We start from the raw sequence: 23,728 nt of genomic DNA, 5'->3' as shown, positions 1-23,728 counted from the left end.
AGGGAGGCGCGTTTTCGTCGGTTCCGGGCGAGGGTGGCGCCCCGTCAGCTGTCCCCGCTTTCCTCTGCGGTGGGTCGGACCAGCACGAAGTCGTCGCGAAGGGCCGCCTGCCGTCCTCGGACCACAGTCACCTGCCGCCGTTCTTCGTGGCACCTCGCCACGGGCTGCCGTATCCGCACCGGACCCCGGAGTCATCCCGATCGGGTGAGAGACGTCCGCTCTCCCGCTCAGCTCGTCCATGGCCGACGCCCCCAGCCGTGCCACGATCGCGGCGGAGCGGCCTGAAACGGGGAAATGCCGCTCGGAAGCGAGGTGCGCGGTGTTGTTGAGGGCACGAAGGACGCGAGTGGTCCGCGGGCACGGAAGGAACCGGGCCGCCAAGCGCGACGGTACGACGCATGTCAGTACTGGGCACGACGGTACTGGGCGCGGCGGTGCGGCTCGCGGCGGTGCGACGCCGATGTCGGCGTTGGCGTCGGCGCTGGCCTCATCGGCGGTGGTGGTGCCGGTGCTGGTTGCCCTGGGGCTGGTGGCCCCGCCGGTCTTCGGAGCGGTGCCGGAGGCAGGCGTAAGGGTGCCGGGCACGCCGGCGCCCGGGCCCGAGCCGGGTCCGCCGGGGGCTGGGCGGAAATCGGTGGGCGAGCTGCTGGGCGAGTTGAGTGTGCTGTACCAGCGGACGGAAGAGGCCTCGGAGGCTTACAACCAGACGGCCGAGAAGCTCAAGAAGCAGCGCGCGTCATCCCGGAAGGCGCAGTCACGGCTGGCCCGTGCCCGGACGGCGCTGGAGCGGGAGAGGGCCCGCGCGGGCGAGCTGGCCCGTCAGCAGTACCGGGGTGAGAGCGTCGGGCTGCCGCCCGCCGTCGAGATGTTGTTGAGTTCGGATCCGGAGCGGTTGCTGGAGCACGGCCACTTCCTGCGGCGGGCGGCGGGTACGCAGGCGGAGACGGTACGCAGGGTGACCGATGGCCGGCAGCGGCACGCCGCCGCGGCGCAACGGGCTGGTGCCGCGGTGAAACGGCAGGAGGGGTTGACGGAGCGTAAGAAGAAGCAGCGCGACGAGGTGCGCAAGCGGCTGCGGAGCGTCGAGAAGCTGCTCTCCTCGCTCACCGGGGATCAGCTCACCCAGCTGCACGCGTTGGAGCGTGACCGTACGGACGCGGCACAGCAGCAGCTGGTGTCGTCCGGCGCACTCGACCCGAGCGGCGCTGTGCGGCACTCCTCGGACCAGGGGCGCAGGGCACTTGACTGGGCGATGGACCAGGTCGGCAAGCCGTACGTCTGGGGTGCCGAGGGTCCGAAGTCCTTCGACTGCTCGGGGCTCACCTCGCAGGCGTGGCGGCATGCCGGCCGGACGATCCCCCGCACCAGTCAGGAACAGTGGCGGCGGCTGCCCCGGGTGCCACTGGACGAGCTGCGCCCTGGCGATCTGGTCATCTACCACCGCGGGGCGACCCACGTGGGCATGTACGCGGGTGCCGGGCGTGTCGTGCAGGCCCCTCGTCCCGGTGCCGACGTGCAGGTGACACCCCTGGCCACGGACCCTCCGCTGGGCGCCGTGCGACCGGACAAGCGCCGGACATGAGCGGGCCGCCGGCCCACGGGAGGGTCGCGTCGGCCAAGCCCGCCGCGTCAGTCCAGTTCGGCCAGCAGGACCGTCGCGTCGTCGTGCTGCTTGCCCCGCGCGGGGACCGACTCGGCCTCCGCGGTGCGGACCCGGCCGACGAGAGCGCCGGAGCCTTCTTTGCGCACGAGGGCGAAGAGGCCCGCCCAGTCCCCGAGGTGGAAGGTCTCGGTCCAGCGTGTGGCACCGTCCGTGAGCGCCAGAAGAGCACGGACGTCGGCGCGGGGCCGGGTTCCGGTCACCGCCCGGGCAGCGACCTCGGGGTCTGCGGCGGCTGTGTAAAACCCGCTGCCATCGGGAGCGTTGCGCAGCCCTTCCACTGCGCGCACGTAGGCCGCGCGGTCCGCTTCCGCGCCGGTACGGCGGACCCGGTCACGGAGCGCGCGCACGGCCTCGGGCAGTTCGGTCAGGCGGCGGTCGAGCAGGGGCTCGACCGTGCCGTCGGCGGCCTCCACGAGCAGTGCGGAGTCGGAGAGCACCAGGTGTTCGACCTGCTCCTGGTCCCACCGGGCCACGACCACGGTTGCCTGAGGTGTACGGGGGTGAGAAAGATCACACGTTTCGCGGTGTGTGTCCGCTGTGCGGGCCAACGCGGCCGCAAGACATCCGGACAGTGTCATGTCCCGGCGAGCGCCCGCCAGTTCGACGAGAGCACCACCCAACCGGGCCACGAACCAGGGCACGCCGTGGCGGCAGCCGTCGTCCCCCTCGGGCGGGGTGACCCCGTCCAGGACCACGAGCACGCCACCCGCGCCGGCCGCCGGCACCGCGGCCGACGCGTAGTCCTCATTGGGACGTTGGGGATCTCCCGGCTCGGTGACCATGTCGATACGCATGGCAGCAGTGTGCAGGATCGGGGATCTTGGAGCGGCGGCCGGCAACCGTGGCGGCACCCTCTCTCCCGGTGTGGCGGGGAAAGGGGTGGCGGGAGCGGTGCGGCCCCACGGGAGTACCGGCCCACGGTCGGGACGCGCGAGGGATTCCCGCACGGGGATGACCGGAATGAGACCTTCCGAAAAACTGGGCCCGGCATCCTGCCAGGCGGCAGGAAGGATTTCCAACCAGGGTCCGAATCGCCGACCACGCCCGGCTCGGGCCGAGTTGTTCCGCCGCCGAGGAGTGATGTTCACTCCTTCGGGTGGCCCAGCAGGGGATCCTCACCCGCCTCAAGAGCGCACTGCAATGGTCGGTCGTCGAGTCGGGGCATCCCGGGCCTTCCGGGAGAGGCGGGACGAGATTGCGAGTGCGGGTGCGGAAGAAGCAGCGTCGGACAGCGGGCGTTCCCCAGGCCACACCGGCCGACGACGGTGACGCGGCGTCAGCGTCCCCCGCGGAGGCCCAGGATGTGGCGGCCGCCCCCCGCCGGCGGGCTCGCGTGCGCAACCGGCTGCTGGTGTCGGTCGCGGTGTGCGCCGTCGCTGTCGTCGCCGCCGGTGCACCGACCCTGGTCGCCGGTTCCAGCGACACTGCGGCCGCACAGGAACTCGTGGACCTCGCCCGGCTCAACCAGCAGGCCATCGCCCTCTCCCACTCCCTGGAGGACGAGCGGGACGGCATGGTCGAACGCGTCGCCGCAGGGCGTGGCAGCCGAAAGGACACGGGAGCAGGCGAGGCCCAGCGTGCCCGGGTGGACCGGCAGGCACGAGAGGTCCGCTCAGTCGCCTCGTCCGCGCCCACCGGCGACGCGGTGCTGTCCGGCTCCCCCACGGCGGTCGCCGAGGCCCTCCAAAAGCTGCCGGCCGTCCGACAGCAGGCCATGACGGGCAAGAACGGGGCACTGGAGTCGTACGAGGACTACTCCCGCATCATCCAGACGCTCCGTCACCTCGCTCGCGACGTGGCCGGGGGGCTGCCGGCGCGAGCACAGGACCGCACGGCCGTCGCGCTGCCCGACCTCGCGCGCGCCGTCGACCAGGCCTCGGCCACCCGGGGCCTGCTGGAGGCCGCGCTGGCGGGCCAGGGCACCCAGCGCCAGGTGATGACCGAAGCCGGGCAGGCGCGACTGCGGGAGAAGGCGGCGCTCGCCGACTTCGAGGAGACAGCCGGCACGAAGGCCTGGGAGCGGTACAGCACGACCGTCAACGGCCCCGACGTCTCCACGGCCGAGCGCTACCTGAACACCCTCACGGCGCGCCCCTACCTCACCGCCGGCGCGCGGTCCGTGAACGCGGAACGGTTCGACACCTCCGTCTCGGCGCGCCTCGCGCACATGCGTGGTGTGCAGTCCGCGTTCGCCGCGGCCGAAGTCAAGCGGTTGGAGGGCCTCCGTGACGACGACGTGACGGCGCTTCAGCTGCGGGCCGGGCTCGTGGGCTTCTGCCTGCTGCTCGCCGTCGCCCTGAGCGTGGCGACCGCGCGCTCGCTCACGCGGCCGCTCTCCGTACTCAGGCGCGGCTCCGAGCGCCTGGCGAAGGATCCGGTCGGCGAGGAGCCGATCACCTTCCGCGGCCGAAACGACGAGTTCGCCGATGTCGTCAGTGCGCTCAACGCGCTGCGGGCCACCACCGCGGAGCTGCGGCGCCGCTCGACGTGCGCCGAACGCGAACAGGATCAACTGGCCGTGGAGAAGGCCCAGCTGACCGAGAAGTACCAGTTGCTGGCCGAGGACTTCGCCGGCCTCCGGGCCGAGTTGGAAGAGAGCAGGGACCGGTCGGGCGCGTCGGTGGCGCACGGCGGGGGCCTGAGCGGTGCGGGTGGCGCCGGGTACGGGGGCGTGGCTGCTCCGTCCGCGACGGCCCCGTCGCAAACGGCCCCGTCGGGCAGGGTCTCCTCGGGCACGGTACCGCCGCAAGCGACCCCCTCGGACACTGCCCCCTCGGACACGGTCTCGTCGGCCACTGAACAGGAGGCGGTCGCGGACCTGGCGACGCGCAGTCTCACCCTGGTCGAGCGGCAGCTGGGCATCATCGAGGGGCTGGAGGAGAAGGAGGCCGACCCGGACCGGCTCGACACGCTCTTCAAGCTCGACCACCTGGCCACCCGTATGCGGCGGCACAGCGAGAATCTGCTGCTTCTCGCGGACTCCCGGCGCACGGAGCGTCAGGACGCCGCGGAGCAGGTGCCGGCACCGCTGCTGGATGTGCTGCGTGCCGCTGTCAGCGAGATAGCGCAGTACGAGCGTGTGGCCCTCGGCGACGTGCCGCAGGACGTCCACGTGGAGGGCGTCGCGGCGGACGATCTGAGCCACCTGATCGCCGAACTCCTCGACAACGCGGCTGCCTTCTCCCCCGCCGGATCCGAGGTGCGGCTCACCGCCCTGACGACCGAGGGCGGTGACGCACTGGTGTCCGTGGAGGACGAGGGCACCGGGATGGAGGAGTCCGTACTCGCCCAGGTGAACGCGCGGCTGGCCGAGCCGGGGACCGCGTCGGCGCCCCGGTCGGCGGACGCGGGGGCGCCCTCCGCCGCCTGGGGCCTGGGGCTGCACGTCGTCGCCAAACTGGCCGCGAGACACGGGGTACGCGTGCGGCTGAGCGTCCTCGAGCAGGGCGGCACGGCGGCACAGGTGACGGTGGCGAGCAGGCTCCTGCTCTCCGGGACGCCCGACGGCGCCAGTGTGACCGGTGGCAGCGCGCCGGCCGGCGAAACGACAGGCGACCTCGCAACCGGTGACAACGAGGGCGACGGCGACTTCGCTGACGGCACGCCCGCCCTCACCGACTCCGCCGACAGCGACCCCGCCGACCCTGCCGACAGTGGCCTCCGTGACCACGACGCCGCATACGGCGGCCTCCGTGACCATGAGGCGGGAGACGGTGGTCTCCGTGAAGGTGACGCGGGCGACGGTGGCGCCGGGAAGGGAAAGGCGGGTGGCAGCGACGCGCCAGCCGGCGGTGACGGGACCAGCCGCTCGGCCGAGGGGGGCGACGCCGACGAGGGCCAGCACACGAGGGCTGCCGACCAGGCGCCGACGCCGGCCGAGGACACGGCCCCGTCCGCCCAGGACGACGACGGTGTTCGAGCCGGCGGGTGGACACAGAGCGAGGACAACGACGGGGACCGGAGCGCAGGTGTGCCCGGACCTCCCGCGGTGGCCTCTGTGGAGGTGTCCCCCGCGGGTGTACCGGAGCAGAGCCTGCCGACGAGCGCGGGTGCCGGCGCTCTCGCCGACTTTGCTGGCGCCCCCGCCGACGCGGCGGAATCGGACGGGTCCGTCACGCACACAGGGCTGCCCAAGCGGGTCCGTGGTGCGACAGCAGAGGACGCGGCGGAGGAGGCGACAGTCCCGCGCCGGCGTTCGGGGGGCACCGACCCCGAGCAGCTGCGGCGCAGGCTCGACGGGTTCCAGCAGGGTGCTCGCAAGGGTCTGCGCGAAGCTGCCGCCCGCGTCGCCGCGGAGGACGCCGGCAACACGGCGCGCAGCGGGGGGCCGGAGGATGACCGAGAGCGCAGGGGGGACGGGCACGAGCGTCCCGTCGGCAGCGCGGTGACGGAGCCGGCGCGGCCGCAGGCTGACGGAGGTACCGCCGAGGAGGCCCGCAAGTGAGTGTGCCCACCACGCGTACGTCCGGCAGCGCGGAGGCACGAAACCTGCGCTGGCTGCTGGACGGCCTGGTCGCCGAGGTACCGGGCATCCGGTCCGTGGCGGTCGTCTCGTCCGACGGGCTGCTGCTGCTCGCCTCGGATCCCGCGCTGGGCCCCGAGCACGGACGGTTGGGTCGGGGCGCGGCCCCCTCCACGGAGGAGGACGCGGACAGTGGCGCGGAGAAGGAGAGCGCGGACGGGGTGGGCGTGGGAGCGGAGGCGCGGCAGGGCGGCGACTCGTCCGACGAGCCCCGTGTCCCGCCGATGCGGCGGCGGGGTGAGGCAGGCCGGCGCCGCGGACCCCGGGGCTCCAGCGGCGACCTGGCGACCATCGTGTCCGGGGTCGCCTCGCTGACGACGGCGGCGTCGAGGCTGACGGACGGTGGTGCCGTGCGGCAGACCATGGTGGCCATGGACGAGGGCGCCCTGATGGTGATGGCGATCGGGGACGGGTCGCTGCTCGGGGTGCACGCGGTGGCGGACTGCGACATGGGTGCGGTCGGCTACCAGATGGGGCTCTTCGTCGGCCGTGCGGGGCACGTGCTGACGCCTGAGCTGCGCAGTGAGCTGCGTGGGGCGATGAGCGCGCGCTGGTAGCTCGTCCGTGTGAGCGGACAGCCTCTCCGGGAGACCGGTGGGGGCTGCTCACGGGGGCTGCTCACTCCTCCTGGTCCGCCAGGGAGTTCAGGCGGTGGAGGAGGCGGGCCAGCTCGGCGATCTCGTCACGGTCCCAGGCGGCGAGCTTGCGGGCGTAGGAGAGCCGGCGCGCGTCCCGCACCTGGGTGAACCGCCTGCGCCCCTCCTCGGTGAGGAGTACCAGCGAGGCTCGGCGGTCCTTCGGGTCGGGCCGGCGCTCGACGAGGCCGAGGGCCTCCAGCGCGTGCAGTTGGCGGCTTATCGTCGCCTTGCCGACTCCGAAGTAGCCGGCCAGTTCCGTCGCCCGCTGCTCGCCGGCGTCCTCGAGGCGGACGAGGAGACCGTATGCGGCGGGTTCCAGGTCGGGGTGCACCTGGCGTGCCATCTCCCCCGAGGAGGCGCGGGCGCGCCGCAGGAAGACCGCCAATTCGCGTTCCACGTCGAGGCATTCCGGGCCGAACAGTTCGGCGGGGTCCGCGGGGGCCGTAGCGGGCGTGGCGTCCGCGGGGGTGTTTTGGGGCGTGCCAGCGGCGGGTGCGGTGTCTCCGGCGTTTTCCATGAAGAAACTTATCTCCAGCGAGCGCGATAGTCCCAGCTCCGCCAGTATTTCGCAGGATTAGACCAACGGCGGACGGTGGGGCGTCTTCCGCCCGGTCGGTCTACGCGCGTACCTTCACATATGACATGCCCATTCCAGTGGAGCGACTGTCACTCCGCGCGTCGCAGCGCAAAACCCCCCACATCGGTAAATACTACGCACGTACCAGACCCCCACCACCGAGGCTCCGGAGGCAGAGATGCCCAGCTTCAGATCCGGTACGGCCCGTCACAGACGCGGACTCGCGGCTGTCATCGGGATGTTCGTCTCCCTGCTCGCGCTCGTCTTGGCTCTTCCGGGCGCGGCGTCGGCGGCCCCCGGCGACGGGGAAGCAGACACGAAGGCGGCCAGGTCCCACCAGGCCGCCACGGACGTGGAAGGACTGCGCGGCAACCCCAAGGCACCCGCCGAGCGCGGTGACGCCTGGATGGGCGCCGGTGTGCGGATGCACGAGTCGGACAACACCGACGGCACTCCGCCGGACAGGGCGCGTGCGGGTCTGGCCGCGACGGTCCACGGCGTCGACGTCAGCAGCCACCAGGGCAACGTCGCGTGGTCGACGCTGTGGAACAGCGGTGTCCGCTTCGCCTACGTCAAGGCCACCGAGTCCACCAACTACAAGAACCCGTACTTCACGCAGCAGTACAACGGTTCCTACAACGTGGGCATGATCCGCGGGGCCTACCACTTCGCGACGCCCAACACCTCCAGCGGCGCCACCCAGGCCAACTACTTCGCCGGCAACGGCGGCGGCTGGAGCAAGGACGGCAAGACGCTGCCCGGCGTGCTCGACATCGAGTACAACCCGTACGGCGCGACCTGCTACGGCCTGAGCAACAGCGCGATGGTGAACTGGATCAAGGACTTCACCAGCACGTACAAGGCGCGCACCGGGCGGGACGCGGTCATCTACACGACCACCAACTGGTGGACGCAGTGCACCGGCAACAGCAGCGCCTTCGGCAACTCCAACCCCCTGTGGGTCGCCCGCTACGCCTCCTCCCCCGGCACCCTCCCGGCCGGCTGGGGCTTCTACACCTTCTGGCAGTACACCTCCAGCGGCCCGACCGTTGGCGATCACGACTACTTCAATGGGTCGATGGACCGGTTGAAGGTGTTGGCCAACAACGGCTGACGACCGCACCTCCCCCGGCTGGGGGCGTGTGGCCCCCGCCCGGAGGCGGGGGCCACTCTTGTGCCGGTCGCGTCCGTCACGCCGCGACCGGGGTCTGCCGGGCGGGGCTCTGTGCGGGCGTCAGGGCCAGCTCCAGAACCTGGCGGACGTCGGAGACGGGGTGGACGTCGAGGCCGTCGAGCACCTCCTCGGGCACGTCGTCCAGGTCGGGCTCGTTCCGCTTGGGGATGATCACGGTGGTCACCCCGGCGCGGTGGGCCGCCAGGAGCTTCTGCTTGACGCCGCCGATGGGCAGCACCCGGCCCGTCAGCGAGACCTCTCCCGTCATGGCGACCTCGGGCCGTACCTGGCGTCCGCTCAGCAGCGAGGCCAGGGCCGTCGTCATGGTGACGCCCGCGCTGGGTCCGTCCTTGGGCACGGCGCCGGCGGGCACGTGCAGGTGGATGCCGCGTTCCTTGAGGTCGCCGACGGGCAGCTCCAGCTCCGCGCCGCGCGAGCGCAGGTAGGAGAGGGCGATGTGCGCGGACTCCTTCATCACGTCGCCCAGCTGTCCGGTCAGGGTCAGCCCGGAGGCGCCCGTCTCGGGGTCGGCCAGGGACGCCTCGACGAAGAGCACGTCACCACCTGAGCCGGTGACGGCCAGACCGGTCGCGACGCCGGGGACGGCGGTGCGACGCTCGGCCGGGTCCTGGGCGGCCTCGGGCGTGTGCCGGGGCCGGCCGATGAGCGTACGCAGCTCGTCCACGCCGACGGTGTACGGCAGCTCGGCCCGGCCCAGCTGCTGCTTGGCCGCGACCTTGCGCAGCACCCGCTGGACGGCCCGTTCCAGGGAGCGCACGCCCGCCTCGCGGGTGTACTCGGCGGCCAGCTTGCGCAGCGCCGGCTCCTCCAGCGTGACCTCGCCCTCGGCGAGTCCGGCGCGCTCCAGTTGCCGGGGCAGCAGGTGGTCGCGGGCGATGGTGACCTTCTCATCCTCGGTGTAGCCGTCGAGCTCGACGACCTCCATGCGGTCGAGCAGGGGCTGCGGGATGGCTTCCAGCACGTTGGCCGTCGCCAGGAAGACGACGTCCGAGAGGTCGAGCTCGACCTCCAGGTAGTGGTCGCGGAAGGTGTGGTTCTGTGCCGGGTCGAGCACCTCCAGCAGCGCCGCCGCCGGGTCGCCGCGGAAGTCGGAGCCGACCTTGTCGACCTCGTCCAGCAGGACGACCGGGTTCATCGACCCCGCCTCCTTGATGGCGCGGACGACGCGTCCCGGCTGGGCGCCGACGTACGTGCGGCGGTGGCCGCGCACCTCGGCCTCGTCGCGGACGCCGCCCAGCGCCACGCGGACGAACTTCCGTCCCATCGCGCGCGCCACGGATTGGCCCAGCGAGGTCTTGCCGACACCGGGCGGGCCTGTCAGCGCCAGCACCGCTCCCCCGCGCCGCCCGCCGACGACGCCGAGGCCGCGCTCGGTGCGCCGCTTGCGTACGGCGAGGTACTCGGTGATGCGTTCCTTCACGTCTTGCAGCCCGGCGTGGTCGGCGTCGAGGACGGCCTGGGCGCCGGTGATGTCGTAGGCGTCCTCGGTGCGGACGTTCCACGGCATCTCCAGGACCGTGTCCAGCCAGGTGCGGATCCAGCTCCCCTCGGGCGACTGGTCGCTGGAGCGCTCCAGCTTGTCGACCTCCGTGAGGGCGGCCTTCCTGACCTCCTCGGGCAGGTCGGCGGCCTCGACGCGGGCACGGTAGTCCTCACCCTCGTCCTCCGGGTCACCGTTGAGTTCGGCCAGCTCCTTGCGGACGGCTTCCAGCTGGCGGCGGAGGAGGAACTCCCGCTGCTGCGCCTCGACGCCCTCCTGGACGTCCTTGGCGATGGACTCGGCCACGTCCTGTTCGGCCAGGTGGTCGCGGAGTGCGGCGGTGGCGAGCCGCAGCCGTTCGACGGGGTCGGTGGTCTCGAGCAGCTTCAGCTTCTGCTCGGTGGTCAGGAACGGGGAGTAGCCGGCGTTGTCGGCGAGCTGGCCCACGTCGTCGATCTGCTGCACCCGGTCCACGACCTGCCAGGCACCGCGCTTGCGCAGCCAGTCGGTGATGAGGGCCTTGTACTCCTTCATCTGTTCGACGACCTGTCCCGGCAGGGGGTCCGGCACCGGTTCGGCGACGGGCGTTCCCTGCACCCACAGGGCGGCGCCGGGGCCGCTCGTGCCCGTCCCCACCCGGACGCGGCGCAGGGCGCGGATGAGGGCGCCGGGGTCGCCGTCGGCGAGGCGTCCGGTCTGCTCCACGCGCCCTTCGACGCCGATGCCGGTGTACGTGCCCTCGACCCGCGGGACGAGCAGCACGCGCGGCTTGTCCGGGGCCGCGCCCTCGGACCCGGCCGACGCGCTCTCGGAAGCGGACGCCGTGGACGCCGCCGACTTCGCGGCGTCGACGGCCGCCCGCACATCGCTGTCCGAGAGCTCCAGCGGCACCACCATTCCCGGCAGTACGACGCCGTCCTCGGCGTCGATCGGCAGCACGGGCAGGGCGAGCGGTGTGGACTGGGACTCGGTGGACTCAGCAGCCATGATCTCTCCCTAGGCAGGCAAGTTGAGTAATACCCACTCAATGCTTTTGCTGCCTCAGATGTTCCCCCAGCCCCCCGAGGAGCCGTTCGCTCTCAGCGATCACTGTCCTTCGGTGCTGACCTCTTTGCCTCGCGGCGCGACTCTCCGTCCGGACCCGGCGGAAATGACCTGCCAGAGGCAGCAGTGGCCGCCTATCTTCGCCACATGGCTGACGAGGCTTTCCGGCACCCACGGCTGGCCAGGCTCTACGACCCGCTCACCCGAGAGCGCAGCGACCTGCGCGCCTACCTCGCCCTCGTGCACGAGCTCAAAGCACAACGCGTCCTGGACATCGGCTGCGGCACAGGCGCCTTCGCCCTTCTCCTGGCAGACCGCGGCATCACCGTCGTCGGCCTCGACCCCGCCCGGGCATCCATCGAGGTGGCCATATCCAAGCCGGGAAGCGCACGCGTGCAGTGGATCTGCGGAGACGCGAGCGCCCTCCCTGCGCTCCACGTCGACCTCGCGACCATGACCGCGAACGTCGCGCAGGAGATCACCGATCCCGAGGCATGGCGAGTCACCTTGCACGGCGCCTACGAAGCCCTGCGGCCGGGCGGGTACCTGGTGTTCGAGACACGGGACCCGGCGCAACGCGCTTGGGAGACCTGGAACCGTGAGGCGTCCCATCAGGTGACCGAGCTGCCCGGCATCGGCGCGGTGGAGACCTGGGTGGAGTTGCTGGAGGTGGACGGGCCACTCGTCCGCTTCCGCTCGCACTACGCATTCGCCGCGGACGGGCAGGTGCTCACCTCGGAATCGACGCTCAGGTTCCGTGAGCGGCACGAGGTCGAGCAGGACCTGGCCACGCACGGATTCAGAGTGGAGCACGTGCGCGATGCGCCCGACCGGCCTGGCAAGGAATGCGTCTTCGTGGCCTCCCGCCCCCATAACGACCCACTCCTGACACCGGCCGACTGACCTCTGCCGTAACCGGACCTCGGCGGGTCACCGGGGATTCCGGCCTACGCTGCCCCCATGTCGCATTCCGCCGCCCCCTTCACGAGCTCCCCGGCCACCGATGACCCCGTCACTCTCGAGCGGCGCGAGGGCCCGTGGGGAGAGGTCGTCCTGCGGCAGCGCGGGGCGCGCTACGAGATCATCGCCAACGGCTGTTTCCTGATGGACACCTCCGACGGCCGGTCCGAGCGGCTGCTGGTGCGCGCGGCGCTGGAGGAGCTGGACACCCGCGAGGACCCGCGGCTCCTGATCGGCGGACTCGGGGTCGGTTTCTCGCTCGCGGAGGCGGCAGCGGAGCCCCGCTGGGGCGGTATCACCGTGGTGGAGCGCGAGCCGGCGATCCTCGACTGGCACCGCACAGGACCGCTCTCCAGGCTCTCCGCCGACGCCCTGGCCGATCCGCGCACCGCGCTGGTGGAGGCCGACCTGGTGGCGTACGTGCGCGAGGCGGCGGCCGACGGCGGGCGTTTCGACGCGCTGTGTCTGGACATCGACAACGGACCCGAGTGGACCGTCACCGACGACAACTCCTCCCTCTACTCCCCTACCGGCCTGGCGGCCTGCCGGGAGGCGCTCATTCCGGGCGGCGTTCTCGCCGTCTGGTCGGCACAACCCTCGTCCGCATTCGAACGATCACTCGCGAATGCGGGGTTCTGTCGTGTTCGGACGGATGAGATCCCGGTCGTCCGAGGCGTCCCCGACGTGGTCCACTTCGCAGCCCGACCGGCGTAGCCGAGCGGTGTAGCAGGCCCTTACGCTGCTGTTCCAAGAAAGCCGGAAGAGCCACAGGGGCGGGGTCGTATGGACCAGAAGAACACCACTCAGACAGCTGGCGGAGCCGTCGCCGCGACCACCCCCGGTGCTCAGCGACGCATTCTCGTCGTGGAGGACGATCCGACCATCGTCGACGCGATAGCGCGGCGGCTGCGCGCGGAGGGCTTCCAGGTGCAGACGGCCGGTGACGGGCCCGCCGCGGTCGACACCGCCGAGGCGTGGCAGCCCGACCTGCTGGTGCTGGACGTGATGCTGCCCGGCTTCGACGGCCTGGAGGTCTGCCGCCGCGTGCAGGCGCAGCGCCCGGTTCCGGTGCTGATGCTGACCGCGCGGGACGACGAGACGGACATGCTGGTGGGTCTCGGCGTGGGCGCCGACGACTATATGACCAAGCCGTTCTCGATGCGCGAGGTCGCGGCGCGGGTGCATGTGCTGCTGCGCAGGGTCGAGCGGGCGACGCAGGCGGCGAGCACGCCGCGCAACGGCATACTCAGGCTCGGCGAACTGGAGATCGACCATGCCCAGCGGCGGGTCCGCGTCGGCGGCGAGGACGTGCACCTGACGCCGACCGAGTTCGACCTGCTGGTGTGCCTGGCGCACTCCCCGCGCGCCGTGCTCTCCCGCGAGCAGCTGCTGGCCGAGGTGTGGGACTGGGCCGACGCGTCCGGTACCCGCACCGTGGACAGCCACATCAAGGCCCTGCGGCGCAAGATCGGTGCCGAGCGCATCCGTACGGTGCACGGGGTGGGGTACGCGCTGGAGACCCCCGGCCCCGACGGTGCGCCCGCGCCGGTGACGGGTGCCGCGGCGGAGAGCTCCTGACGGGCGGCGGGACGACGCGCGTGTTCGCTTCGGTGTCCAGCCCCTCCGAGCCTTCCGGCTCCCACGGCCCCTCCGGCCCACCGGGCCCCTCCGGCTCACCGGGTCCATCAGCCCCGTCGGGCCCGTCCAGCTCGCCCGGCCCGTCCGGCTCCGGCCCTCCCGGTCCGCCGACGCTGCTGGCCCGCTCCCTGGGCCGCTGGAAGCGCTCGGCGGCGGCCCGCCTCGGTTCCCACTGGTGGGAGCGGCTGTGGGAGGGGCTGCGCCCGCTGGACCCGTACAGGTCGGTGAAGGCGGCGCTGGGCGCGCTGGTGATCGTCTCCGTGGTGATCACCACACTGCTGGCGCTCTTCGCGGTGCAGTCGGCGACCGAGCTGCGGGTCATCACCATCATCTCGATCGTGGCGTCGCTGCTGATCACCCAGTTCGTGGCGCAGTCGGTGACGGCGCCGCTGGACGAGATGACGGACGCTGCCAAGGCGATGGCGGACGGCGACTACTCCCGCCGGGTGCGCGGCGGGAGGCGGGACGAGTTCGGAGAACTGGCCGAGAACTTCAACCGGATGGCGGCCGACCTGGAGGCCGTCGACCAGCACCGCAAGGAGCTGGTCGCGAACGTGTCGCACGAGCTGCGCACCCCGATCGCCGCGCTGCGGGCGGTCCTGGAGAACGTCGTGGACGGCGTCTCGGAAGCCGATCCGGAGACGATGCGCACCGCCCTGTCGCAGACCGAGCGGCTGGGCCGGCTGGTGGCGCACCTGCTGGACCTCTCCCGGCTGGACAGCGGAGTCGTCCCGTTGCACTCGCGGCGTTTCGAGGTGTGGCCGTACCTGGCGGGCGTGCTGAAGGAGGCCAACATGAGCAAGGGCTCGGGGCACTCCCGTAAGGATGTCCACCTGCATCTGGACGTCTCGCCGCCCGAGCTGACGGCTTACGCCGACCCCGAACGGCTGCATCAGGTGGTGGCGAATCTGATCGACAACGCCGTCAAGCACAGCCCGCAGCACGGACGGGTGACGGTACGGGCCAGACCGGGCGACGCGGCGGCGGGCGGGTCGGCCGACAGCCTGGAAGTGGAGGTGCTGGACGAGGGGCCGGGTATACCCGAGTCCGAGCGGCAGCGGGTCTTCGACCGGTTCAACGGCACGCACAGCACCGAGTCCACCAGGGGTGCCCAGGGCATCAGCCCGGGCGGCGGCACGGGGCTGGGGCTGGCCATCGCGCGCTGGGCGGTGGAGTTGCACGGGGGGTCGATCCGGGTGGCCGAATCGCCCCGCGGCTGCCGGATCCAGCTCACTCTTCCGGGGAAGAACGGGCAGCCGGGTTGACGTTTTCCCGCGGTCAGAGGGCCCGGGGACGCGGCGGGTGGGGTGACCGGTTCCGTCCGCGAGGTAAAACCGTGAGTGATTCCCGCCAAGTCCTGGCCCGAAACCGGCTGCTTAATGTGACGTACGTGACCAAGGGGCCGCCCGGACTACGCCTCTCGCCAGGAGAGGCGTAGCCTTTATTTCCGCTGTCCACCACCTAAGGAAGCGGAAGAGGGCGGTTGCCGCCGTGTCGTCACAGTCCCCCAACAGCTCATCGAGCACCTCTACGGAACGGAAGGACGGACAGGGTAAAGACCCTGGTCCGGCGTTCGGGCCGAACGAGTGGCTCGTCGACGAGATCTACCAGCAGTACCTCCAGGACCCGAACTCGGTAGACCGAGCCTGGTGGGACTTCTTCGCTGACTATCAGCCGGAGTCCTCCGAAGGGGCCGCGGCGCCGGACGGCGCGGGTACCCCACGGGACGCCTCCCCGAAGGCCGCGCCCGCACAGACCGCGGCGCCGCAGGCGCAGGCCCAGCAGGCCGCCCAGCCCGCGAGCGCCCCCGCGCAGGCAGCCCAGCCGCAGCAGGCACAGGCGCAGCAGGCCGCCGCGCCGGCCGAGCCCAAGCCGAAGGCCGAGCCGCAGCAGAAGGCCGAGCCGAAGCCGGCCGCCCAGCCGGCGGCCCGGCCCGCGGGCGCGGCGAAGGCCGCGGGCGGCGACAAGGCCGCGGCGGAGGGCCAGGCCGAGGGTCCGGAGTACGTGGCGCTGCGCGGCCCGTCCGCGGCCGTGGCCAAGAACATGAACGCCTCCCTGGAGCTGCCCACGGCCACGTCCGTGCGCGCGGTCCCGGTGAAGCTGCTGTTCGACAACCGCATCGTCATCAACAACCACCTCAAGCGCGCCCGCGGTGGCAAGGTGTCGTTCACGCACCTGATCGGCTACGCCATGGTGCAGGCGCTCAAGGCGATGCCCTCGATGAACCACGCGTTCACCGAGAAGGACGGCAAGCCCACCCTGGTCAAGCCGGACCACGTGAACCTGGGTCTGGCGATCGACCTGGTGAAGCCGAACGGCGACCGCCAGCTGGTCGTGGCGGGCATCAAGAAGGCCGAGACGCTGACCTTCTTCGAGTTCTGGCAGGCCTACGAGGACATCGTCCGCCGGGCCAGGAACAACAAGCTGACGATGGAGGACTTCTCCGGCGTCACCTGCTCGCTGACCAACCCGGGCGGCATCGGCACCGTGCACTCGGTGCCGCGGCTGATGCCGGGCCAGGGCCTGATCATGGGCGTCGGCGCGATGGAGTACCCGGCCGAGTTCCAGGGCACCTCGCAGGACACCCTCAACCGGCTCGGCGTCTCGAAGGTGATGACTCTCACCAGCACCTACGACCACCGGGTCATCCAGGGTGCGGCCTCCGGCGAGTTCCTGCGCAAGGTCTCCCAGCTGCTGCTGGGCGAGGACAACTTCTACGACGAGATCTTCCGCGCGCTGCGCATCCCGTACGAGCCCGTGCGCTGGATGCAGGACATCGACGCCTCGCACGACGACGACGTCACCAAGGCCGCGCGCGTCTTCGACCTGATCCACTCCTACCGGGTCCGCGGCCACATCATGGCCGACACCGACCCGCTGGAGTACATGCAGCGCAAGCACCCCGACCTGGACATCACCGAGCACGGTCTGACCCTGTGGGACCTGGAGCGGGAGTTCGCGGTCGGCGGCTTCGCCGGCAAGTCCATGATGAAGCTGCGCGACATCCTGGGCGTGCTGCGTGACTCGTACTGCCGCACCACCGGCATCGAGTACATGCACATCCAGGACCCCAAGCAGCGCAAGTGGATCCAGGACCGTATCGAGCGGCAGCACTCCAAGCCGGAGCGCGACGAGCAGCTGCGCATCCTGCGCCGGCTGAACGCGGCCGAGGCGTTCGAGACGTTCCTGCAGACCAAGTACGTGGGTCAGAAGCGGTTCTCGCTGGAGGGCGGCGAGTCCGTCATCCCGCTGCTGGACGCGGTCATCGACGCGGCCGCCGAGTCGCGGCTGGACGAGACCGTCATCGGCATGGCGCACCGCGGCCGGCTGAACGTGCTGGCGAACATCGTGGGCAAGCCGTACGCGCAGATCTTCCGGGAGTTCGAGGGCAACCTCGACCCGAAGTCGATGCACGGCTCCGGCGACGTGAAGTACCACCTGGGCGCTGAGGGTGTCTTCACCGGCCTGGACGGTGAGCAGATCAAGGTCACGCTGACCGCCAACCCCTCGCACCTGGAGGCCGTCGACCCGGTCGTGGAGGGCGTGTCCCGCGCCAAGCAGGACATCATCGGCAAGGGCGGCACCGACTTCACGGTGCTGCCGATCGCGCTGCACGGCGACGCGGCCTTCGCGGGCCAGGGCGTGGTGGCCGAGACGCTGAACATGTCGCAGCTGCGGGGCTACCGCACCGGCGGCACGATCCACATCGTCATCAACAACCAGGTCGGGTACACGGCACCGCCCGAGTCGGCGCGCTCGTCGATGTACTCCACGGACGTGGCCCGCATGATCGAGGCCCCGGTCCTGCACGTCAACGGCGACGACCCGGAGGCCGTGGTCCGCGCGGGCCGGCTGGCCTTCGAGTACCGGCAGGCGTTCAACAAGGACGTCGTCATCGACCTGATCTGCTACCGCAGGCGCGGGCACAACGAGACGGACAACCCCTCGTTCACCCAGCCGCTGATGTACCACCTGATCGACAAGAAGCGCTCGGTGCGCAAGCTCTACACCGAGTCGCTGATCGGGCGCGGCGACATCAGCCTGGAGGAGGCCGAGCAGGCGCTCCAGGACTTCCAGGGGCAGCTGGAGAAGGTCTTCACCGAGGTCCGCGACGCGACGTCGCAGCCGGCGGCCGCCGAGGTGCCGGTCCCGCAGGCGGAGTTCCCCGTCGGTCTCGACACCGCGATCTCCCAGGAGGTCGTCAAGCGGATCGCCGAGTCGCAGGTCAACATCCCCGAGCGGATCACCGTCCACCCGCGTCTGCTGCCGCAGCTCCAGCGCCGCGCGCAGATGGTCGAGGACGGCACGATCGACTGGGCGATGGGCGAGACCCTGGCCATCGGCTCGCTGCTGATGGAGGGCACGCCGGTAAGGCTGTCGGGCCAGGACTCCCGCCGCGGCACGTTCGGGCAGCGGCACGCGGTGCTGCTCGACCAGAACTCCGGCGAGGACTACACCCCGCTGCTGTACCTGGCCGAGGACCAGGCGCGCTACAACGTCTACGACTCGCTGCTGAGCGAGTACGCGGCGATGGGCTTCGAGTACGGCTACTCGCTGGCCCGCCCGGACGCGCTGGTGATGTGGGAGGCGCAGTTCGGCGACTTCATGAACGGCGCCCAGACGGTCATCGACGAGTTCATCTCCTCGGCCGAGCAGAAGTGGGCCCAGACCTCCGGGGTCACCCTGCTCCTGCCGCACGGCTACGAGGGCCAGGGCCCTGACCACTCCTCGGCCCGCATCGAGCGGTTCCTCCAGCTGTGCGCGCAGAACAGCATGACCGTGGCCATGCCGACGCTGCCGTCGAACTACTTCCACCTGCTGCGGTGGCAGGTGCACAACCCGCACCACAAGCCGCTGGTCGTCTTCACCCCGAAGTCGATGCTGCGGATGAAGGCGGCGGCCTCCAAGGCGGAGGAGTTCACCACCGGCGGCTTCCGTCCGGTCATCGGGGACACGCTCGTCGACAGCGGCGAGCTGGACCCGGCGAACGTCCGCAAGGTCATCTTCTGCTCCGGCAAGGTCTACTACGACCTGGACGCCGAGCGGACCAAGCGGGGCGTCACGGACACCGCCATCATCCGGCTGGAGCGGCTCTACCCGCTGCCCGGCAAGGAGATCCAGACCGAGATGGCGCGCTTCACCAACGCCGAGAAGTACGTCTGGGCCCAGGAGGAGCCGGCCAACCAGGGCGCGTGGCCGTTCATCGCGCTCAACCTGGTCGACCACCTGGACCTGGTCATCGGCTCGGAGCCGGTGCCGAACGCGGACCGGCTGCGCCGCGTCTCCCGGCCGTCCTCGTCCTCGCCCGCCGTGGGCTCGGGCAAGCGGCACGCGGAGGAGCAGGCACAGATCGTCAAGGACGTCTTCGACATCTGAGACATCTGCGGCCTGCCGCAGACGCAACCGAGGGCCCCCGCCGCGACCGCGGTGGGGGCCCTCGGGCGTCCGGGAGGCACGCCGCCCGAGCCGCGTGCCTCCCGGGCCGGACCGGGCCTGCTCAGCCCAGGTACGGCTCGTAGTCCCAGTAGGGGCGGGTGCGCTGCCGGGCGGAGAGGGTCTGCTGGTGCTGGGCGCCCAGGGAGCGGGTCAGGCGCTCCAGCGCGTCGCTCTCCACCGCGCGGGCCTCGTCGCGGCGGCGCAGCGAGCGCAGGTCGATGGCCTGGGCCACCATGCACGAAAGGGTGAGGGGGTGGTCCTCGCCCAGTACGCGCCGGGAGCGCTCCAACGTGTCACGGCTGAGCTCGTGGGCGTCCTCCAGCGCCTCGGCGAGGTGACGGCCGCCGCTGGTGTTCAACGCGCACCCGAGCGTGACGGGGTGGTCGGGGCCCAGCAGCGTGGTGATGCCGGCGAGGGCCTGCTCGAACATGTTCAGGGCGCCGTCGCGTTCGCCCTCGATCTGGAGGACGAGGCCGGCGTTGGACTGCATGGCGGTCGGCACCGGGTGCGCGGGCCCGAGCAGAGCGCGGAAGCCGTCCTCGGCCTCCGTCAGCAGCTCCCGTGCGAGGGTCAGATCGCCGTGCTCGCGCAGGAAGTTGCCGTAGTCCGTCATCAGGGACAGCGTCGTGTAGTGGCCGCGGCTGTGCACCTGCTCCTGCTGGTCGAGCAGGAGCGCCATGGCGGTCGCGATGTCCTGACGGGGCGTGCCCGCGCGGCGCTGGCACAGCATCAGGTTGTGCCGGGCCATCAGCGTCTGCGGGTGCTGTGCGCCGAGCACCTGGAGCTGGAGCCGCATGGCGAGCTCCTGGCGGGCCAGCGCCTCCTGGTAGCGGCCCAGCAGGCGCAGGTCGCGGGCGCAGGAGTTGCCGCTGCCGAGCGTGTAGGGGTGGCGGGCGCGCAGCACCTGTTCGCGGGTGCGCAGGGTGTCCAGGTCGGTGTCGTAGGCCTCCTGGTAGCGGCCGAGCAGCCTGAGGCCGACGGCGAGGTTGTGCTGCGCCAGCAGGCTGGCGCCCTCGTCGGGGCCGTAGAGCCGGCGGGCGACCTCGACGACTCTCTCCTGGCGCTGCAACGCCTCGTCGTACTGTCCGAGCAGCCGCAGGTCGGCGGCCAGACAGCTGGTGGCCTCCATGAGGGCCTCCTCGTAGGGGCCCTCGGAGCGCGGCACCTCCGCGAGGCGCTCCAGCCGGTCGGCGTCGAGGATCTGTGCCTCGCGGAAGCGTCCGGCCGCGCGCAGCACGTTCCCCTGGAGGGTGGCGAGGGAGAGCATCTGCTGCGCGTCGGAGTCGAGGAACCTCTCCCACTCCGTACGGATGCTGGCCGCCAGCTCGGCTCCGAGCGAGAACTCGCCGGAGTTGTAGCAGTAGCGCAGGCAGTTGAGCAGCATCTCCTGGACGCGGCGCTCCTTGCTGGAAGGCGCGACCGAGGGCAGCAGGTGCGGCAGCAGCTCGGCGTAGCGGCCCCACTGGCGGCTGTCGTTCGGCGCGCCGGGGTCGGCCTCGACCAGCAGCCGGTGCACCGTGCCGCGGACGGCGTCGTTGTTGCGGCCCTGGGTCAGCTCGCTGATGACGCTGTGGACGACCTGGTGCATCAGCACCGAGTCGTTCTGCTCGCTCTCGCCTGCCTGGACACGCGACTCGCGTGTGATCACCGAGTAGTTGACCAGCGAGTCGAGGGCACGCGCCCAGCTGGAGCGGTCGCTGGCGATCCACCGCAGGTTGTCGGGCAGTTCGGCGGCGGGGATGCCGCGCGCGAGGCCGAGCGGGATGCGTCCCGGGGCGAAGACCGCGCACAGGGAGAGCAGGTCGACGGCGCGCGGCTCGGACTTGCGCAGCTTGTTCAGCAGCATCGACCAAGAGGTCAGCGACGAGTACGGGTAGTCGTCCGGCATGGTCCCCGACTCCAGCCGGGTCAGCCCCACGCCGCGCACCATGCGCAGGTACTCGGGGACCTCCATGCCCTCCTCGCCCAGCCAGGCCGCCGCCTGGGCGAGCTGGAGCGGCAGATCCTGGAACTCGCCGGCCACCTGGTCGGCCTGCTCGGCGGTGATGTGCGGGGCGCGGCGCATCAGGTAGCCGGTGGACTCGGCGCGGCGGAAGGCGGCGATCTGCTTGATGTCGGTGGCGGCGCGCCAGCTCTTGTTGCGCGAGGTGATCAGGACGTGGCCACTGCCGCCGTGCGGCAGGAAGGTGGCGGCTTCCTCCGGGTCCTCCCAGCCGTCGAAGATGAGCAGCCACCGCCCCGAGGGCGTGTTCTTGCGCAGCGCCTCCCGCACGGTGCGCAGCCGCTCGCCGACATCGCCCGCGCGGTCGAGCCCGAGTTCGACGGCGAGCTGACCGAACGTCTCGCGCTGGGTGTTGCGCTGGTCGCAGTTGACCCACCAGACGACGTCGTAGTCCGGACCGAAGCGGTGTGCGTACTCGGCTGCGATGTGCGTCTTGCCGATGCCCGCCATGCCGACGAGCGCGCACACGGCCGCGCCCTGCTCCGCGTCCATCAGCCGCTCCTGGAGCTCGTTCAAGATCACGTCGCGGCCCGTGAAGCGCCCGTTGCGGCGCGGCACCTCCCCCCACACGTCCGGCGGGTCGTTGGGGTAGCGGCTGGTGTAGCCGGTCTGCGCCGCGGGCGCGCGGCGGGGGCTGAGCCCCAGCCGGTTCAGCAGCCTGCGCTCGGCCTCCTCCTCGCCGACGCCCCACAGGTTGACCGGCTCCAGCACCGCGGTGGCCGGCAGCAGCTCGCGGTTGGTCAGGTTGACGGCGGCGAACCGGTCGGCGTGCTCGGCCACGTAACCGCGCAGCACCGTGTTCCAGTCGGCCTCGGTACGCGGGCCGAGTTGGAGGAACACGTCGCTGATGACCAGCAGCACGCGTCCCGAGGCCAGCTGGAGGTCGCCGAGCGCTTCCTGCAACGGCTGCTCACGGTCCGGGTCCCAGCGCTGGAGCGTGGTGCGGTGGCCGTGACTCTCCAGCCGGTGCGCGATCCAGTGGCCCCAGGCGCGGTGGTAGCCGGGGAAGACCACCACGAAGTGCTCGGACTCGCCTCCGGGCGGGGTGCCCCGAGCCGGTTCCCGCTGAGCGACCATGCCTGCGTTCTCCCTCGTCCAGCAGCCGTCGTCACCCCGGGGGCGACCTGTACGGCAAGACTACCCAAAGTGACCGTTTGTGAGCTTGTCGGCAGCGACGGCGACGCCGCGGGCGTCCCGGCCGCCTGAGGCGGTGAGCCGCGCGTGGCGGCGGCGCATCCCCTCCACGAACTCTGTTCCCTGACGCGTCAGTTGACCAGAGCCCAGAAGGAGGAAAAGAGCATGGTCGACCTGGGTGAGGAAGTCCGCGCGGCGGCCCCGCGCGGCCGCCCGCTCGGCGGGGGTCGCCGCGGCACGGCGGGCGAGCCGGTCCCACAGGTCGGCGAGAGCGAGGTGCGCGTAGGTGCCTTGCAGTACGGCGTCCAGCGGCCTGGGGTCGCTGCGCCAGCCGACCTGGAAGACCGCTTCCGTGCCCGGCCTGCTGAGCCGCACCACGCCTTCGAGAACGGCGAGTTTGCTGTGCTGCACCTCGTGGACGAGGACCTCGGCCAACTCCTCAGGCGTGTGCGGGCGCGTCGCCAGCACCGCCCAGGGGGCGGCCATCCGGGTCGCGCTCGCCCGCCCTTGGGGCTTCCACAGCACGGGGACGAGCGACCGCACCAGTCCGGTGACCTCCGCCGCGCGCTCCCGGTCGGCCTCCCGCAGCAGGCGGAGGGCTCGCTTCCACATCCGGTGCCACACGTCCGCCTCGCCCGGCGCGGTCAGGGTGACCGGCCGCAGCCCGCCGAGGCCCGCCTCACGCGTCCCGTCGCCCAGATGGGGGTCGCGGTCGTCCAGGACCGCGAAACCGCCCGGCAGGCCCCGCAGCGGGCGCCAGGGGGCCTGTTCGGCGTCGTATCCGTGGCCGAGGACGGCGGCACGCGGCAGGCGGACCGTGCGGCCGCTTTGCGGCGTGAAGGACACGTCGCCACCCGCCGCTTCGAGACGGACGCACGGGGCGTCCGTGAGGAACGTGCCCAGCCCCGGCAGCGTCAGCCGTCCGCCGGAGGTCGGCAGGTCGATCTGGAAGGCGGTCCCGGCAGCCGTGGCGACGGCGGCGGCGAGCGGTCCGGACCCTGCCAGGGCCGCGGGCAGTCCCTCAGGACCGGCCTCCAGGGTGCGCGCGAGCCAGTTGCCGACGGCGGGATAGCCGAGCGCCGACCGCGCGGCCGCCGGGTCGTTCGACTCGGCCTGCTCCAGCAGCGCCCAGTGCGCGTCCAGCGCGCGGGCGGTCCGCGCGGGCGGACGGGCGCGCTCCACCCGCGTCAACAGCGCCTTGAGCAGGACGAGGCGCCGCGAGTGCAGCCAGGCGCCCAGCGCCGCCGCCTCCCTGGGCAGCGGCCTGGTCTCTCCCATCCGGCGCAGTTGGGGGTCCGGTATGTCGAATGGCGTCATCGCGGCGGGTCACAGCGGGTTCTGGCGGCCCGCTCCGCGCCCTCCCGCGGTACCCGTCCGGCCATCGGTGCCCTGCGCAGAGCCGGAGATTGTCCGAAACACGCTCTTCCGTTCCCCCGCCC

The 23,728-nt window shown here is 71.7% G+C and carries 14 protein-coding genes; 9 read left to right on the top strand and 5 right to left on the bottom strand.

The features are described 5' to 3' along the window. Positions 1-460 precede the first annotated feature (460 nt). Positions 461-1,582, top strand: coding sequence for a C40 family peptidase (locus tag DQ392_RS32765; protein ID WP_114019333.1), 1,122 nt, complete (start codon positions 461-463; stop codon positions 1,580-1,582). A 47-nt stretch (positions 1,583-1,629) separates the two neighbouring features. Here DQ392_RS32765 and DQ392_RS32760 read toward each other — a convergent pair whose 3' ends face one another. After that, complete coding sequence (locus tag DQ392_RS32760) at positions 1,630-2,457, bottom strand: protein phosphatase 2C domain-containing protein (protein ID WP_114019332.1); 828 nt, start codon at positions 2,455-2,457, stop codon at positions 1,630-1,632. 302 nt (positions 2,458-2,759) lie between these two features. On the opposite strand from DQ392_RS32760, the gene DQ392_RS32755 reads away from it, so the two are divergent. Continuing rightward, the gene (locus DQ392_RS32755) at positions 2,760-6,107 is read left to right on the top strand and encodes a sensor histidine kinase (protein ID WP_147266617.1); all 3,348 of its coding nucleotides are present in this window, start codon (positions 2,760-2,762) and stop codon (positions 6,105-6,107) included. Next, positions 6,104-6,742 carry a roadblock/LC7 domain-containing protein gene (locus tag DQ392_RS34700; protein WP_181856671.1) on the top strand — a complete coding sequence of 213 codons (639 nt, stop codon included), beginning with the start codon at positions 6,104-6,106 and terminating at the stop codon, positions 6,740-6,742. The genes DQ392_RS32755 and DQ392_RS34700 overlap by 4 nt, the downstream gene beginning before the upstream one ends. Before the next feature lie 61 nt (positions 6,743-6,803). Here DQ392_RS34700 and DQ392_RS32740 read toward each other — a convergent pair whose 3' ends face one another. Beyond that, the gene (locus tag DQ392_RS32740) at positions 6,804-7,340 is read right to left on the bottom strand and encodes a MarR family winged helix-turn-helix transcriptional regulator (RefSeq protein WP_245982270.1); all 537 of its coding nucleotides are present in this window, start codon (positions 7,338-7,340) and stop codon (positions 6,804-6,806) included. Positions 7,341-7,578: 238 nt separating this feature from the next. Between DQ392_RS32740 and DQ392_RS32735 the strand changes: the two genes are divergently transcribed. Next, a complete protein-coding gene (locus DQ392_RS32735) occupies positions 7,579-8,514 on the top strand; it encodes a lysozyme (protein ID WP_181856670.1) in 936 nt (311 codons plus the stop codon). 76 nt (positions 8,515-8,590) lie between these two features. Here the strand turns inward: DQ392_RS32735 and lon are convergent, their stop codons facing one another. Further along, positions 8,591-11,062 carry an endopeptidase La gene (lon, locus tag DQ392_RS32730; protein WP_114019330.1) on the bottom strand — a complete coding sequence of 824 codons (2,472 nt, stop codon included), beginning with the start codon at positions 11,060-11,062 and terminating at the stop codon, positions 8,591-8,593. Positions 11,063-11,266: 204 nt separating this feature from the next. Between lon and DQ392_RS32725 the strand changes: the two genes are divergently transcribed. The 5 genes from DQ392_RS32725 to DQ392_RS32700 all read left to right on the top strand — a co-directional run bounded on the left by DQ392_RS32725 (position 11,267) and on the right by DQ392_RS32700 (position 19,093). Beyond that, on the top strand, positions 11,267-12,022 hold the full coding sequence (locus DQ392_RS32725) for a class I SAM-dependent methyltransferase (RefSeq protein ID WP_114019344.1): 756 nt from the start codon (positions 11,267-11,269) through the stop codon (positions 12,020-12,022). A 57-nt stretch (positions 12,023-12,079) separates the two neighbouring features. Further along, positions 12,080-12,793 (top strand): spermidine synthase family protein, encoded by a 714-nt coding sequence (locus DQ392_RS32720; RefSeq protein WP_114019329.1) that lies wholly within the window; start codon positions 12,080-12,082, stop codon positions 12,791-12,793. Positions 12,794-12,862: 69 nt separating this feature from the next. Continuing rightward, complete coding sequence (locus tag DQ392_RS32715) at positions 12,863-13,657, top strand: response regulator transcription factor (RefSeq protein WP_114019328.1); 795 nt, start codon at positions 12,863-12,865, stop codon at positions 13,655-13,657. A gap of 188 nt (positions 13,658-13,845) precedes the next feature. Then, a complete protein-coding gene (locus DQ392_RS32705; protein ID WP_114019343.1) occupies positions 13,846-14,982 on the top strand; it encodes a sensor histidine kinase in 1,137 nt (378 codons plus the stop codon). Between the two features lie 226 nt (positions 14,983-15,208). After that, positions 15,209-19,093 (top strand): multifunctional oxoglutarate decarboxylase/oxoglutarate dehydrogenase thiamine pyrophosphate-binding subunit/dihydrolipoyllysine-residue succinyltransferase subunit, encoded by a 3,885-nt coding sequence (locus tag DQ392_RS32700; protein WP_114019327.1) that lies wholly within the window; start codon positions 15,209-15,211, stop codon positions 19,091-19,093. A 121-nt stretch (positions 19,094-19,214) separates the two neighbouring features. Here the strand turns inward: DQ392_RS32700 and fxsT are convergent, their stop codons facing one another. Together fxsT and DQ392_RS32690 are read right to left on the bottom strand one after the other, a co-directional pair. Then, positions 19,215-22,232: an FxSxx-COOH system tetratricopeptide repeat protein gene (gene fxsT, locus DQ392_RS32695; RefSeq protein WP_114019326.1), complete on the bottom strand. Its 3,018-nt coding sequence runs from the start codon at positions 22,230-22,232 to the stop codon at positions 19,215-19,217. 60 nt (positions 22,233-22,292) lie between these two features. Next, positions 22,293-23,606 (bottom strand): aKG-HExxH-type peptide beta-hydroxylase, encoded by a 1,314-nt coding sequence (locus tag DQ392_RS32690; RefSeq protein WP_245982268.1) that lies wholly within the window; start codon positions 23,604-23,606, stop codon positions 22,293-22,295. Between the last annotated feature and the right edge of the window lie 122 nt (positions 23,607-23,728).

It is taken from the genome of Streptomyces reniochalinae, assembly GCF_003323735.1.
Lineage (GTDB): Bacteria > Actinomycetota > Actinomycetes > Streptomycetales > Streptomycetaceae > Streptomyces > Streptomyces reniochalinae.
This window is presented reverse-complemented; position numbering and strand designations above follow the sequence as displayed.

What these genes read in the sequence shown, in the direction of transcription:
- DQ392_RS32760 (WP_114019332.1), bottom strand. Translation starts at nt 2,457, where the DNA reads ATGCGTATCGACATGGTCACCGAGCCGGGAGATCCCCAACGTCCCAAT.
- lon (WP_114019330.1), bottom strand. Translation starts at nt 11,062, where the DNA reads ATGGCTGCTGAGTCCACCGAGTCCCAGTCCACACCGCTCGCCCTGCCC.
- DQ392_RS32690 (WP_245982268.1), bottom strand. Translation starts at nt 23,606, where the DNA reads ATGACGCCATTCGACATACCGGACCCCCAACTGCGCCGGATGGGAGAG.
- DQ392_RS32735 (WP_181856670.1), top strand. Translation starts at nt 7,579, where the DNA reads ATGCCCAGCTTCAGATCCGGTACGGCCCGTCACAGACGCGGACTCGCG.
- DQ392_RS32720 (WP_114019329.1), top strand. Translation starts at nt 12,080, where the DNA reads ATGTCGCATTCCGCCGCCCCCTTCACGAGCTCCCCGGCCACCGATGAC.
- DQ392_RS32740 (WP_245982270.1), bottom strand. Translation starts at nt 7,340, where the DNA reads ATGGAAAACGCCGGAGACACCGCACCCGCCGCTGGCACGCCCCAAAAC.
- fxsT (WP_114019326.1), bottom strand. Translation starts at nt 22,232, where the DNA reads ATGGTCGCTCAGCGGGAACCGGCTCGGGGCACCCCGCCCGGAGGCGAG.
- DQ392_RS32765 (WP_114019333.1), top strand. Translation starts at nt 461, where the DNA reads ATGTCGGCGTTGGCGTCGGCGCTGGCCTCATCGGCGGTGGTGGTGCCG.
- DQ392_RS32715 (WP_114019328.1), top strand. Translation starts at nt 12,863, where the DNA reads ATGGACCAGAAGAACACCACTCAGACAGCTGGCGGAGCCGTCGCCGCG.
- DQ392_RS32725 (WP_114019344.1), top strand. Translation starts at nt 11,267, where the DNA reads ATGGCTGACGAGGCTTTCCGGCACCCACGGCTGGCCAGGCTCTACGAC.